The organism is Streptomyces sp. P3, from assembly GCF_003032475.1.
Lineage (GTDB): Bacteria > Actinomycetota > Actinomycetes > Streptomycetales > Streptomycetaceae > Streptomyces.
Map to the genome: position 1 here is coordinate 36,888 of NZ_CP028369.1, position 13,527 is coordinate 50,414.

Annotated in this window: 9 protein-coding genes and 1 pseudogene; 3 read left to right on the forward strand and 7 right to left on the reverse strand. The window is 70.7% G+C overall.

Annotated elements, in window-relative coordinates; all coding sequences use genetic code 11:
* The first annotated feature begins 460 nt into the window (after window positions 1–460).
* Window positions 461–1,597 carry a cupin-like domain-containing protein gene (locus C6376_RS00045; protein ID WP_159083129.1) on the forward strand — a complete coding sequence of 379 codons (1,137 nt, stop codon included), beginning with the start codon at window positions 461–463 and terminating at the stop codon, window positions 1,595–1,597.
* Between the two features lie 30 nt (window positions 1,598–1,627).
* On the opposite strand, the pseudogene dmpG reads toward C6376_RS00045, so the two are convergent.
* From dmpG to C6376_RS00070, 3 genes and pseudogenes are all read right to left on the reverse strand, one after another.
* Window positions 1,628–2,427: pseudogene (gene dmpG / locus C6376_RS00050) on the reverse strand (4-hydroxy-2-oxovalerate aldolase); the annotation flags it as partial.
* A gap of 652 nt (window positions 2,428–3,079) precedes the next feature.
* Window positions 3,080–4,420 carry a class I SAM-dependent RNA methyltransferase gene (locus C6376_RS00065; protein ID WP_107441512.1) on the reverse strand — a complete coding sequence of 447 codons (1,341 nt, stop codon included), beginning with the start codon at window positions 4,418–4,420 and terminating at the stop codon, window positions 3,080–3,082.
* 158 nt (window positions 4,421–4,578) lie between these two features.
* On the reverse strand, window positions 4,579–6,687 hold the full coding sequence (locus tag C6376_RS00070; protein WP_254075795.1) for an APC family permease: 2,109 nt from the start codon (window positions 6,685–6,687) through the stop codon (window positions 4,579–4,581).
* A gap of 430 nt (window positions 6,688–7,117) precedes the next feature.
* Here C6376_RS00070 and C6376_RS00075 point away from each other — a divergent pair, with 430 nt between their 5' ends.
* Complete coding sequence (locus C6376_RS00075; protein ID WP_057575491.1) at window positions 7,118–7,789, forward strand: TrkA family potassium uptake protein; 672 nt, start codon at window positions 7,118–7,120, stop codon at window positions 7,787–7,789.
* Entirely contained in the window at window positions 7,786–8,463 is a 678-nt protein-coding gene (locus C6376_RS00080; RefSeq protein WP_107441513.1) for a TrkA family potassium uptake protein, read from the forward strand. The genes C6376_RS00075 and C6376_RS00080 overlap by 4 nt, the downstream gene beginning before the upstream one ends.
* A 244-nt stretch (window positions 8,464–8,707) precedes the next feature.
* On the opposite strand, the gene C6376_RS00085 is transcribed toward C6376_RS00080, so the two are convergent.
* The 4 genes from C6376_RS00085 to C6376_RS00100 all read right to left on the reverse strand — a co-directional run bounded on the left by C6376_RS00085 (window position 8,708) and on the right by C6376_RS00100 (window position 13,357).
* Window positions 8,708–9,478, reverse strand: a complete 771-nt coding sequence (locus C6376_RS00085; RefSeq protein WP_173985550.1) for a DUF3159 domain-containing protein — start codon at window positions 9,476–9,478, stop codon at window positions 8,708–8,710.
* Between the two features lie 3 nt (window positions 9,479–9,481).
* Window positions 9,482–9,880, reverse strand: coding sequence for an OB-fold nucleic acid binding domain-containing protein (locus tag C6376_RS00090; protein WP_107441514.1), 399 nt, complete (start codon window positions 9,878–9,880; stop codon window positions 9,482–9,484).
* A 220-nt stretch (window positions 9,881–10,100) separates the two neighbouring features.
* Complete coding sequence (locus C6376_RS00095; protein ID WP_107441515.1) at window positions 10,101–10,814, reverse strand: response regulator; 714 nt, start codon at window positions 10,812–10,814, stop codon at window positions 10,101–10,103.
* Window positions 10,808–13,357 carry an ATP-binding protein gene (locus C6376_RS00100; protein ID WP_107441516.1) on the reverse strand — a complete coding sequence of 850 codons (2,550 nt, stop codon included), beginning with the start codon at window positions 13,355–13,357 and terminating at the stop codon, window positions 10,808–10,810. Before C6376_RS00100 ends, C6376_RS00095 begins: the two co-directional genes overlap by 7 nt.
* Window positions 13,358–13,527 lie beyond the last annotated feature (170 nt).

The following is a 13,527-nucleotide window of genomic DNA, read 5'->3' on the forward strand; positions in this document are numbered from 1 at the left end:
GTGGGGTGTTCCTTCCGAAGCGGTACGCGATGCGCCGGTGTGGGTTGTCTGCGGGTACCGGGACGACGCGGGGATGTTCTGCGCCCGCGTGTCCGGGGCGGCCCCTGGTCCTCTCACCGGGCGGTGAGCGACCGCCATGGATTCCGTGTTTCCGCACGATCGAGCAGGCCCGGGCTCGGTTCTCCTGGAGTCTGCCGCAGCGGGCGGGCGGGTCGCCACCTTCGTCAGCCCGATCAACTGCAGCGGATGCGCCGGTTGAACGACCGGATCGGGGACTCGGCGGGCGTTCGGACACTCACGCCTCGACATGAACACCTCTGTCGAACATCGTGGTTCGGATCGCCCGAAGCCCGGTGACGGACGGACCCAGGCATCGGTTCTTCGTCACACGTTTCCCTCGGAAGGGAAAGCTGTCATGCCGGGAGCCCGCTCGCTGGGACACGTGGACATCGTTTCCTCGTTGCCCGAAGAACCCCTCACCCGCGCTTCGGTCCTCACCACGACCCCGTTGGTGATCCGCGGCACCGACGCGCTCGACGCCATGCAGAAGTGGACTCCCGAGTACATTTCCGAGCGTCTGGGCGACCGCGAGATGCCCGTCAGCATCGCGGAGGCGGACGGCGCGTTCCGGTACAATCTGGACGCACGCGAGGGTCTGCGCTACGAGCACATGCGCGGATCTCGGCTCGCGGCCGAGTTCCGCGACACGCGGTCCGGCCGCCGGCTCAGCATGCAGCAGATGTCGATCGCCGACAGGCTTCCCGAGCTGCACGGCGAACTCGTCGTCCCCCCGTGCGTTCCGGCCGCGGCCATCACCGACATCAACCTGTGGATGGCCTCGGGCGCGTCGAACACCCCCCTGCACTACGACAACATGCACAACCTGTTCGCGCAGCTCGACGGGACGAAGCGATTCCTGCTCTTCAACCCGGACCAGAGCGACCTGCTCTACCCGGGTCCGCTCGACATCCGCACCCGGCACCTGAGCCGCGTCGACCTGAAGGCCCCCGACCTGCAGCAGTTCCCCAGGTTCGAGCAGGCGGAGTACTGGGAGGCCGTGGTCGAGCCGGGTGACCTGCTCTTCCTTCCGGCCTTCTGGTGGCACCAGGTCTCCGCCCAGGACGAAGCCTCGGTCTCGGTCAACTACTGGTGGCGGGCAGACGTACGGGACTGTGCCTGCCCGTCGTTCTACCGGCAGCTGTACCTGGACGTCGTCATGGAGGACATCCGCGGTCTGTTCCTGACGCACGACATGAACGCGCTGGGCAGCGGCTCCGACGCCGTTCTCACGCTCGCGGAGCGCGCCGCCGACGAGGGCGAGGCCGGCGTCGCGGCGAGGCTCTGCGGCGCTGTCGTCGTCGCCGCGGCCAAGGCCGCCCTCGCGGAACTGGGCGTCGCGGCCGACGGAGGCGTCGACCACGCGCTCATGGATCTCGAGAAGCGTTCCGTCTGGTCCCCGGGCGACGGCGAGCTGGCCCGCCGGAGCCTGGCCATGGCCATGACCGCACGGCCGGGCCACTGCGTGCCGGTCGCGGACGTCCGACGGACGATCGAGGGGCTCCGCGCGTCTGCCCTGAAGTGGGTACACGCCGCGTAGGGACCGCGCCGGAGCCATGCAGCGAACATTTGGACGAACCAGGTCGTCGGCGGCGTCCTGAAGCCCGAACAGGTCGCAGCCGTGGGCCCAGCCGTTGAGGTCGGCCACTGCGATAAACGCCTCCAGCGGGGTGTTGCCGGCGCCCGCGCCCTGGCCTGCAAGCGAGGCGTCGACCCGGGTGACTCCCTCCTCCACCGCGGTCATCGAGTTGGCGACCGAGAGGGAGAGGTGCTCGTGGGCGTGGACGCCGATCTCGGTCGTCGGGTCGAGGACGTCCCGGTAGGCGCGGATGCAGTCGCGAATGCCGTCCGTCATCAGACGGCCGCCGGAGTCGGTGACGTAGACGCACCGCGCGCCGTACGACTCCATGAGCGCGGCCCGCCCGGCGAGCGTCCTGGCGTCCGCCATGTGGCTCATCATCAGAATGCCGGACACGTCCATGCCAAGCTCACGGGCGGTGGCGATGTGCTGCGCGAAGACGTCGGCCTCGGTGCAGTGGGTGGCCACACGCACGGAGCGGACGCCGAGCGCGTACGTCTGCTTGAGCTCCTTGATGGTGCCGATGCCGGGCAGCAGCAGCGTGGTGAGGCGGGCGTTCTCGATGTGGGCGGCGGCGGTCTCGATCCACTCCCAGTCGGTGTGGCTGCCCGGACCGTATTGAAGGAGCCGCCGGCGAGGCCGTCGCCGTGGGAGACCTCGATGCCGTCGACGCCCGCGGCGTCGAGTGCGGCGACGATCCGGCCGAGCTGCTCCGGCTCGATGCGGTGGCGGATGGCATGCATGCCGTCCCGCAAGGTCACGTCCTGGATGAAGAGCCTGTCGACGGTCATGCGCCCGCACCCTGAAGTTCGTTGGTGTGGGCGACCATGGCCTCGGCCATACGGACGGCAGCGCTGGTCAATGATGTCGAGGTTGCCGGCGTAGGCCGGCAGTTAGTGGGCTGCGCCCTCGACCTCGAGGAAGACCGACACCTGGTAGGCGACCGGGTCCGCGGTGAGGGTGTGCGATCACATCGTCATCCACGGCCGCGCGCATGATGCACGAGGTCAGGTTGTACGCCCGTGGTCGCGGCAGCGCCCACGCCTCCAGCCACCAGGGAGCGAATCCAGCTCTGGACGTCCATGCGAGTAACGGCCCGCATCTCCCAATCCGACCAGTGGGGCATGACGTCGTTCTTGACGGTGGAGGCGCCGCCGCGTCCCCTGATACAGAACGGCGCAACGGGACGCCCGTGGCGGATCCCTCCCTGTGCCGATGGTCCAGTCCGCACGGCCGCAGACGGAGGTCCGGAAGGCGGAGACTTCCGCTTCGAGCGTCATCCGAGCGTCAAGATTCTCCAACGAGCCCCTGAAGGCGTCGCCGACGCAAGCGCCTCTCTAGTGAATTCGCAGGTCAGGAGGCTGCGAAGGATGAACTGTCCGCTCGACCCGCTGCACGGAGGGAAACAGGTCGAATAACCCACCAGGGCCACGAAACCACAGGTCAGGCGCCCTTGTCAGCAGGCTCCAGAATCGCCACGCACTCCACGTGGTGCGTCATCGGGAACAGGTCGAACGCCCGTAGCGTCCGCACCCGGTATCCGCCGTCCCGGAAGTAGGCCACGTCCCGGGCCAGCGCGGCCGGGTCGCAGGCCACGTAGGCGATCTTCCGCGCGCCCAGCGACGACAGGTGCTCCACCGTCTTCTTGCCCGCTCCCGCGCGCGGCGGGTCCAGGACGATGAGGTCCACCTCGGTGATCCCGGTCCGCGGCAGGACGGTCTCGACCTTGCCCTGCTCGATCCGCACCCGCTCGAAGCCGGCGAGGTTGTGCCGGGCGTCCTCGACGGCGCGCTTGCCCGACTCGATGCCGAGGACCGCGCCCTTGTCGCCGAGCCGGTCGGCGAGTGCTCCGGCGAAGAGGCCGACGCCGCAGTACAGGTCGAGCGCCATGTCGCCCTTGCGCGGCAGCAGGCCCTGCATGACGGCCTTGACAAGGGTGTCGGCGGCCTGCGGGTGGACCTGCCAGAAGCCGCCGCTGCCGACGCGGTGGGTGCGGCCGTCGGCCCGCTCCCGTACGAACCCGCGGCCGTGGACGCGGTGGATGCCGCCGTCGTGCTCCTCGACGCGCATGACGGAGACGGGCCTGTCGAGTTCGACGAGGGGAAGGCGCGCGCCGGGCCGGGGTTCGAGGATCACCATGCGGTCCTGGGAACCCGTCGCGGCGATGGCGTCGACGGAGGCCATGCCGGACCAGTCGCGCTCCTCGATGCCCAGCTCGCTGACGCCCGGCGCCGCGATCATGCAGTGCTCGATCGGCTCGACCTCGTGCGAGCGGTGGCGTCGCAGACCGGCGTTGCCGTCGGCGTCCACCGCGTACTGCACGCGGGTCCGCCACTGGGGCACCTGACCCGCCGGGAGCTTGTCGCCCTCGGCCGGCATCACGGTGCCGTCCCAGCCGGCCTCCTCGGGCGTGAGGCCCGCGAGCCGCTGCAACTGCTCGGCGATGACCTCGCCCTTGAGGCGGCGCTGCGCGCCGGGCTTGGCGTGCTGCCAGTCGCAGCCGCCGCAGCGGCCGGGGCCGGCGTACGGGCAGGGAGCCTCGACGCGGTCCTTGGACGCCTCCAGGACCTGCACGGCGTCGGCCCGCAGGAAACGCGCGCCCTCCTCGCCCTCCGTCACACGGGCCACCACCCGCTCACCGGGCAGTGTGTGCCGGACGAACAGGACCTGGCCGGCCTCCGTCCGGGCGATGCAATGGCCGCCGTGGGCGACGGGGCCGATCTCGACCTCGTACTCCTGCCCGACGAGCGACACCGCCTGCGGATTCTTCGGTTCTGCCTGCATGGCGGGGTGACTCCACAACGTCGAACGAGGAACGGCCGGACAACAGCCCACCAGTCTACGTGGCTGTCGTCCGGCCGTTCACCACGCGCCGGGACGCGGAAACGGGGTCCGCACGGAACGAGGGCCCGCGCGGAACAGAGGTCCGCGCGGAGCGGGGGTCAGTTCTTCGCGTCCGGCTCCGAGGAGTTCTCGGCGTTGCCGGAATCCGGCGGGCCGGGCGGAGCCGACGGCTCCTTCGGGTGGTGCCCCTCCTGCAGCGGCCCGCGCCGCACCGAACCGGGAGCGTTCCACTCCTGTCGCCTGCGCGCCCGCTTCTTCGCCGCCTCGGAGGACTGCAACTGGTACGGGACGGACGTGACCATGACGCCCGGCGTGAACAGCAGCCGGCCCTTCAGCCGCAGGGCGCTCTGGTTGTGCAGCAGGTGCTCGTACCAGTGACCGACCACGTACTCGGGGATGATCACCGACACGGCGTCGCGCGGCGACTCCCGGCGCAGGCTCTTGACGTACTCGATGACCGGCCGGGTGACCTCGCGGTAGGGCGAGTCCAGGACCTTCAGCGGTACGTCGATCCCGCGCCGCTCCCACTCGTCGCGCAGCGTCTTCGTCTCGGCCGGGTCGACGTTGACGGTCAGCGCCTCCAGCGTGTCGGAGCGCATCAGCTTGGCGTAGGCGAGGGCCCGCAGCGTCGGCCGGTGGATCTTGGAGATGAGCAGCACCGAGTGGACGCGAGAGGGCCGGACGCTGTCGTCGCTGGGCCCCTCGGGGGCGGCGATCTCGGCGGCGACACCGTCGTAGTGGCGGCGGATCGCGGTCATCGTCCCGTAGAAGATCACCATGCCGAGCAGCGCGACCCACGCTCCGTGCGTGAACTTGGTGCCGAGGACGACGACCAGGACCAGGCCGGTGAAGAAGGCGCCGAAGGTGTTGATCGCCCGCGAGCGGACCATGTGGCGGCGCTTGACCTGGTCGGTCTCGGTGGCCAGGAGCCGGTTCCAGTGCCGGACCATGCCGGTCTGGCTGAGCGTGAAGGACACGAACACGCCGACGATGTACAGCTGGATCAGCCGGGTGGAGTCGGCGCCGTAGATGACGACCAGCAGGGTGGCCGCCCCGGCGAGCAGCACGATGCCGTTGGAGAAGGCGAGGCGGTCGCCGCGGGTGTGCAGCTGGCGGGGCAGGTAGCGGTCCTGGGCGAGGATCGAGCCGAGCACCGGGAAGCCGTTGTAGGCGGTGTTCGCCGCCAGGAACAGCACCAGGGCGGTGGCCGCGGCGAGCACGACGAACAGGAAGCTGCCCTTGCCGAAGACGGCCTCGGCGACCTGGGTGATCACCGGGTTCTGGACGTACTCGGAGCCGACGGCGACGCCGTTGTGCAGCAGGTCGGCGGCCGGGTTCTCGGCCATCCGGACATCGGTCACCAGGGCCAGGACGATGATCCCGCAGAACATGGTGACGGCCAGCAGGCCCATCGCCGCGAGCGTGCTCGCCGCGTTCTTCGACTTGGGCTTGCGGAAGGCGGGGACGCCGTTGGAGATCGCCTCCACGCCGGTGAGCGCGGCACAGCCGGAGGAGAAGGCGCGCAGCAGCAGGAAGACCAGGGCGAAACCGGCCAGGCCCTGGTGCTCGGCCTTGATCGTGTACTCGGCGGTCGGCGCCCGCATGGTGTCGCCGAGCACCACCCCGCGGAAGGCGCCCCAGGCGATCATGATGAAGACGCCCGCGACGAACACGTAGGTCGGGATGGCGAAGAGCTTGCCGGACTCCTTGACGCCGCGCAGGTTCATCAGCGTCAGCAACACGATCACGGCGACCGCGCAGGCCACCTTGTGTTCGACGACGAACGGGATCGCGGAGCCGAGGTTCTCGATGCCGGAGGCGATGGAGACGGCCACCGTGAGGACGTAGTCGACGAGCAGCGCGCTCGCGACGGTCAGGCCCGCCTTGGGGCCGAGGTTGGTGGTGGCCACCTCGTAGTCGCCACCGCCGCTCGGGTAGGCGTGGACGTTCTGCCGGTAGGAGGCGACCACCGTGAACATCAGCACGACGACCGCGAGGGCGATCCACGGGCTGAAGTGGTAGGCCGACACGCCCGCGATGGACAGGACCAGCAGTACCTCCCCAGGCGCGTAGGCCACGGAGGACAGCGGGTCGGAAGCGAAGACGGGCAGAGCGATGCGCTTCGGCAGGAGCGTTTCTCCGAGCCGATCACTGCGCAGTGCGCGCCCGATCAGGATCCGTTTGGGCACGTCGGTCAGTTTGGACACAACAGAGGATCGTAGGCCTTCGAACACGGGACCGCCCACCCTCCCCCGGGCTCAGCCGGGTGACGGCGTGGCGCATCTGCCTCCCGGGTGAAATCGGCCGGTCGGCGGCTGCGGGTTGCGCGACCGCGGCGGTCGCCGTGCCTATATGACAATCCCCCGCCCACTGCCGCCCCCCGGAGGGTCCATGCACACGACCGCGGAGCTCGTCGGCGCCGTAGGAGCCTTGCTGGGACTGGGGGTTCTCACCTTCCTGAGTCTGTGGAGCATCAGCCGGCGCTGATCCCACTCCCCCGGACAGGCGCATACGGTGCACGGGGGTGCCCTGCGGCGACCGCGCCTGTGTAGCTTGGGCCGCGGTCTGAGACCCTGTTCCCAGCCAGGCCAGAAAATTTATGGACTTCTTTACTTCTTGACCCTCGGAAGGACGGTCGTGCACATCGTCATCATGGGCTGCGGCAGAGTGGGTTCCGCTCTCGCGCAGACCCTGGAGCAACAGGGGCACACGGTCGCCGTGATCGATCAGGACCCCACCGCCTTCCGACGACTGGGCTCCGGCTTCGGCGGCCGGCGGGTCACCGGGGTCGGCTTCGACCAGGACACCCTGCGCGAAGCGGGCATCGAGGAGGCCGGCGCGTTCGCGGCCGTCTCCAGCGGCGACAACTCGAACATCATCGCCGCCCGAGTGGCGCGTGAGATGTTCGGGATCGAGAACGTCGCGGCCCGTATCTACGACCCGCGCCGCGCGGAGGTCTACCAGCGCCTGGGCATCCCCACCGTCGCCACCGTCCGCTGGACGGCCGACCAGATGCTGCGCCGGCTGCTGCCGTCGGGTGCCGAGCCGCTGTGGCGCGATCCCACCGGGGGCGTCCAACTGGCCGAGGTACACGCCGCCGCGTCCTGGGTCGGCCACAAGATCAGCACGATGCAGGAGGAGACGGGCGTCCGCGTGGCGTTCCTGACCCGGCTCGGCGAGGCCATTCTGCCCAGCTCGCAGACGGTCCTCCAGGAGGGCGACCTGGTGCACGTGATGCTGCGCACCGACGAGGTCGAGAAGGTCGAGGCGTCGTTCGCCGAAGGCCCCAAGGAGGACGGTCACCGATGAGGGTCGCCATTGCCGGAGCCGGTGCCGTCGGCCGTTCGATCGCCGGCGAGCTGCTGGAGAACGGCCACGAGGTCCTCCTCGTGGACAAGGCGCCGACCGCCATCTCGGTCGAGCGCGTCCCCCAGGCGGAGTGGCTGCTGGCCGACGCCTGCGAGATCACCTCACTGGACGAGGCGGCCCTGCAGCGCTGCAACGTCGTCATCGCCGCGACGGGCGACGACAAGGTCAACCTGGTCGTCTCACTGCTCGCCAAGACGGAGTACGGCGTCCCGCGCGTCGTGGCCCGGGTCAACAACCCGAAGAACGAGTGGCTCTTCAACGAGTCCTGGGGCGTGGACGTGGCCGTGTCCACCCCGCGCCTGATGTCGGCCCTGGTCGAGGAGGCCGTGAGCGTCGGCGACCTGGTGCGTCTGCTGCGCTTCAGCCACGGCGACGCCAACCTCGTCGAACTGACGCTCCCGGAGGAGTCGGCCCTGGCCGGCACGCAGGTCGGCGACGTGGAGTGGCCGGAGGACACCTCGCTGGTCACCATCATCCGCGGCACGCGGGTTCTCACCCCGACCCGGGAGGACTCCCTGGAGGCGGGCGACGAACTGCTCTTCGTCGCCGCCCAGGCGAGAGAGGAACAGCTCGAGGACCTGCTCTCCGTCCGCAAGGACGACACGGGCGACTGAGCCGGCAACAGGTGACGACAATGAAGGGCGCCCCGGGATCTCGGGACGCCCTTCACCTTTGCCGCTGCCTCTGCCGCTACCTGCGCCTCTCAGCGCGGCGCGGCGGCTTCATTCATCGCGGGCCCGGACGACCAGCCCGTCTGGGGGGCGCCCCCTCTGAGGGAGATCCGGGCCGAGGCCCGTGCAGGGGCCGACGCGGGGGTCCGGGGGCACAGTCCCCAGGGACGGCCACCCCTACCGGGAACTACCCCTCCCGGCGGTGCCGCCCACCGGCCTCGGACGCCTCCGCAGCAGCGGCCGCAGCCTTCTCCTCCGCCTCCATCTCCGCGAACACGTCGATCGGCGCGGGCGCCTTCGCGAGGAAGACCCAGGTCAGCCAGACGGCCAGCAGGAACGGCGGGATCTTCAGGGCGACCAGCACCCAGCCGAGCTGGGTGGTGTCGGCCCACCAGTACAGCGGGAAGAGGACCGCGCACTTGGCGAGGAGGATCAGCCCCCAGGCCCAGCTGGCCTTGGCGTAGGCCTTCTTGCGTCCTGGGTTGCGGGTCCGCCAGGAGAGGTTCTCCTTGAAGACCGGGCCGAGGATCAGACCGATCAGCGGCACCCCGCACAGCGTCGTGATGATGTACGCGAGCGCCAGCCCCAGCGTGTAGAGCATGCCCGGCAGGTAGAAGGCCTTGGCGTTGCCGGTCATCATCGCGAAGACGACGCCGAAGGCGACGCCGAAGACCCCGCTGAACGCGTGCTTGACCGTGTCCTTCATCGCCAGGCGGACCACGACCAGGACCAGCGACACCGCGAGCGCGGCGATCGCGGACATGTGCAGGTCCTTGTTGATCGTGAAGATCGTGACGAAGACCAGGCCGGGCACCACCGTCTCGACCATGCCGCGGATCCCGCCGAACGCCTCGAACAGCGCGGCCTCCGTCACCGCCCGGGCGTCGGCCGCGGCAGTGTCCTCCGCGGTCGGATGCTCCACGGTCGCGTCTTCGGTCGGCTTGTCGAGCGACGTCACCGGCTACTCCCTACCCAGGGGTCTCAGTTCGTACTTGGGGTTGAACAGCACCCGGCGGCCCCGGCTCATGGAGACCCGGCCCGATGCGATGAGCCTGCGCCCCGGCTCGATGCCCACGATGGAGCGCCTGCCCAGCCACACCACGTCGAGCGCGGCGCTGCCGTCGAACAGCTCGGCCTCGAGGGCCGGAACTCCGGCGCGCGGCCGCAGGGTGACCGTGCGCAAGGTACCAGTAACCGTGACGATCTGTCGGTCCTGGCAGTCGCCTATCCGCGTGCAGCCGGCCGTCTCGGCGTCCTCGCGCAGCTCCTCGGACTCCAGGTCCTCCTGCGACGAGGAGAGCCGGTCGAGCATGCGCCGGAACCGGCCCACCGGCTTTTCTGAACGAGGGGCAGCACTCATGTCTGAAGCGTACCGGGGCGCCCGCGCCGACCCGTAGCCACCGCCGTACCCCCACCTCGACCACCGCCGAACCCCTGCCCCGGCCACCCGCCGCACCTCTCTGCCCCTGCCCCTGCCCCTGCCCCTGTGCAGGCCACCGCCGCACCTTGCGCCCCGCCACCGCCACCGCCGGCCATCGTCCGGCCGGCCCATGGCCGCGCGGCGTCGGCCCGACCCGGATTCAACGCTCGAACCGGTAGCCCATCCCGGGTTCCGTGTGGAAGTGCCTGGGGTGGGAGGGATCCCTCTCGAGCTTGCGCCTGAGCTGGGCCATGTACACCCGCAGATAGTTGGTCTCCGTCCCGTACGAGGGCCCCCACACCTCCTGCAGCAGCTGCTTCTGGCTGACCAGCCGACCGGTGTTGCGCACCAGCACCTCCAGCAGGTGCCATTCGGTGGGCGTCAGCCGGACGTCCTTCCCGGCCCGGTTGACCTTCTTGGCGCCCAGGTCGACGGTGAACCCGTCGGTCTCCACCAGGGCCTCGTCCTCGCCCCCGGCGGGTTCGGCACGGCGCACGGCGGCCCGCAGTCTCGCCAGCAGCTCGTCCATGCCGAAGGGCTTGGTGACGTAGTCGTCGGCGCCGGCGTCGAGCGCCTCGACCTTCTCGTCCGAGGAGTGCCGGGCGGACAGCACCAGAATCGGCGCCCGGGTCCAGCCGCGCAGCCCCTTGATCACCTCCACGCCGTCCAGATCCGGCAACCCGAGGTCGAGGACGACCACGTCGGGGTGCCGGGCGGCGGCCAGCCGGAGGGCGGTGGCGCCGTCGTGGGCCGCGTCGACCTCGTATCCGCGGGCCTTGAGGTTGATCACGAGGGCGCGCACGATCTGCGGCTCGTCGTCCACGACGAGCACCCTCGTGGATGCCTGGGGTGCCCCCCCGGCCTGGCTCAGCATGAGGTCCGCCTTTCGGGTCGCACGGGTTGCTGTTCGGGGCGCGGGCCGGCCGCCCGGACGGTGAGGACCATGGTGAGACCGCCGCCGGGGGTGTCCTCGGCTTCGAGGGTGCCGCCCATGGCCTCCGCGAAGCCCCGCGCGACCGCGAGCCCGAGCCCCACCCCCGCGCCGCGCGGGGCGTCGCCGTACCGCTGGAAGGGCGCGAAGATCCGCTCCTTGGCCTCGTCGGGGACGCCCGGCCCGCAGTCCACGACCCGCACCTCGACGCGGTCGGACATCGCACTGGCGGAGACCAGCACGCGCGCGTCCGCCGGGCTGTACTTGACCGCGTTCTCCACCAGGTTGGCGACCGACCGCTCCAGCAGGCCCGGGTCCACGGCGACCATGGGCAGCGTCTCCGGGATGTCCAGCTCCACGCTCCGCTCCGGCTCCGGCACCCCGCCGAGCGCCATCGGCACCACCTCGTCGAGGTCGGTCTCCCGGAAGATCGGCGTGACCGTGCCGGTCTGCAGGCGCGACATGTCCAGCAGGTTGCCCACCAGATGGTCGAGGCGGTCCGCGCCCTCCTCGATGCCCGCCAGCAGCTCCGCCCGGTCCTCCGGCGACCACGTGACGTCCGGGGAACGGAGGCTGGAGACCGCCGCCTTGATCCCGGCCAGCGGGGTGCGCAGGTCATGGCTGACGGCGGCCAGCAGGGCAGTGCGGATGCGGTTGCCCTCTGCCAGCGCGCGGGAGCGTTCGGCCTCCTCCCGCAGGCGCCGCCGGTCCAGCACGACGACCGCCTGCGCCGCGAAGGCCGCCAGCACCCGCCGGTCCTCCGCGGGCAGCACCCGCCCGGTGAGCGCGAGCGCCAGGTGGTCGCCGACGGGGACGTCCACGTCGGCCTCCTCGGGCCGCTCGACCGGTCTGCCCCCGCCGACGTGGCCCGCGCGGGTCCACGGCGCCCGGTCGTCCGCCCGCTCCAGCAGTGCCGCCGACTCCATGGCGAAGGTCTCGCGGACCCGCTCCAGCAGCGCCTCCAGGCTGGTCTCGCCCCGCAGCACGTTGCCCGCCAGATAGGAGAGGATCTCGGACTCGGCCCGCAGCCGGGCCGCCTGGTGCGTACGCCGGGCGGCCAGGTCCACCACCGAGGCCACCGACACCGCCACGCCGACGAAGACCACGATGGCGACGAAGTTCTTCGGGTCGGCGATCGTCCACCGGTGCAGGGGCGGTGTGTAGAAGTAGTTCAGCAGGAGCGAGCCCACGGCGGCGGACGCCAGTGCGGGCAGCAGACCGCCGAGCAGCGCCGCCGCCACGGTCACGGCCAGGAACAGCAGCATGTCGTTGGCGAGGCCGAGGTGGACGGTGTTCAGCAGCAGTGCCGCCAGCGCCGGTCCCGCCACCCCGACGAGCCAGCCCCAGACGATCCGGGTCCGCCCGAGCCGGGCACCCCGGGCCACCGGCAGCCCACGCCCCTTGGCGACCTCCTCGTGGGTGACGATGTGCACGTCGAGGTCGGTCCCCGACTCCCGGGCCACCGTCGCGCCGACCCCGGGTCCGAAGACGTACTGCCAGGTCTTGCGGCGGGAGGAGCCGAGCACGATCTGGGTGGCGTTGACCCCGCGGGCGAAGTCCAGCAGCGCGGCCGGCACGTCGTCGCCGACCACGTGGTGGAAGGTGCCGCCGAGGTCCTCCACGAGGGTGCGCTGGAGCGCCAGCTCCTTCGGGGAGGCCGAGGTCAGTCCGTCACTGCGGGCGATGTAGACGGCCAGCACCTCGCCGCCGGCGCCCTTCTCCGCCAGTCTCGCCGCCCGCCGGATGAGGGTGCGTCCCTCCGGGCCGCCGGTCAGTCCGACCACGATCCGCTCGCGCGAGCCCCAGATCGCCGACACCCGGTGGTCGCGGCGGTACTGCTTCAGATACGCGTCGGCCCGGTCGGCGACCCACAGCAGGGCCAGCTCCCGCAGGGCTGTGAGGTTGCCGGGCCGGAAGTAGTTGGACAGGGCCGCGTCGACCTTGTCCGGCCGGTAGACGTTGCCGTGCGCCATCCGCCGGCGCAACGCCTGCGGCGACATGTCCACCAGCTCGATCTCGTCGGCGCGCCGCACGAACCCGTCGGGCACCGTCTCCTGCTGCCGGACGCCCGTGATCGACTCCACGACGTCGCCGAGGGACTCCAGGTGCTGGATGTTCACCGTGGAGACCACGTCGACGCCGGCGGCGAGCAGTTCCTCCACGTCCTGCCAGCGTTTGACGTTGCGCGAGCCCGGGACGTTCGTGTGGGCGAGTTCGTCCACCAGGGCGACCTGCGGGTCGCGGACGAGGACCGCGTCCACGTCCATCTCGGCAAAGGAGCCGCCGCGGTACTCCAGCTCCCGGCGCGGGATCTGCTCCAGACCGTGCAGCAGCACCTCGGTGCGCTGTCGGCCGTGGTGCTCGACGTACGCCACCACGCAGTCGGTGCCGCGCTCCAGCCGCCGGTGCGCTTCGCAGAGCATGGCGTACGTCTTGCCCACGCCCGGCGCCGCACCGAGGTAGATCCGAAGCTTGCCGCGTGCCATGGCCTCACTGTCTTCCGCTGAATCTGCGTGTGCAGCGTCGACCTTACGGCCAACGGTCCCGACAAATGGGATGATCCGACAGGTGAGGGGCGCCGTTGACGCAACCCTGACGCCGTCCGGCGGTCGGGGGCATCCCTCGACCCTTCATCGGACGAGCCCCCCGGATCGGT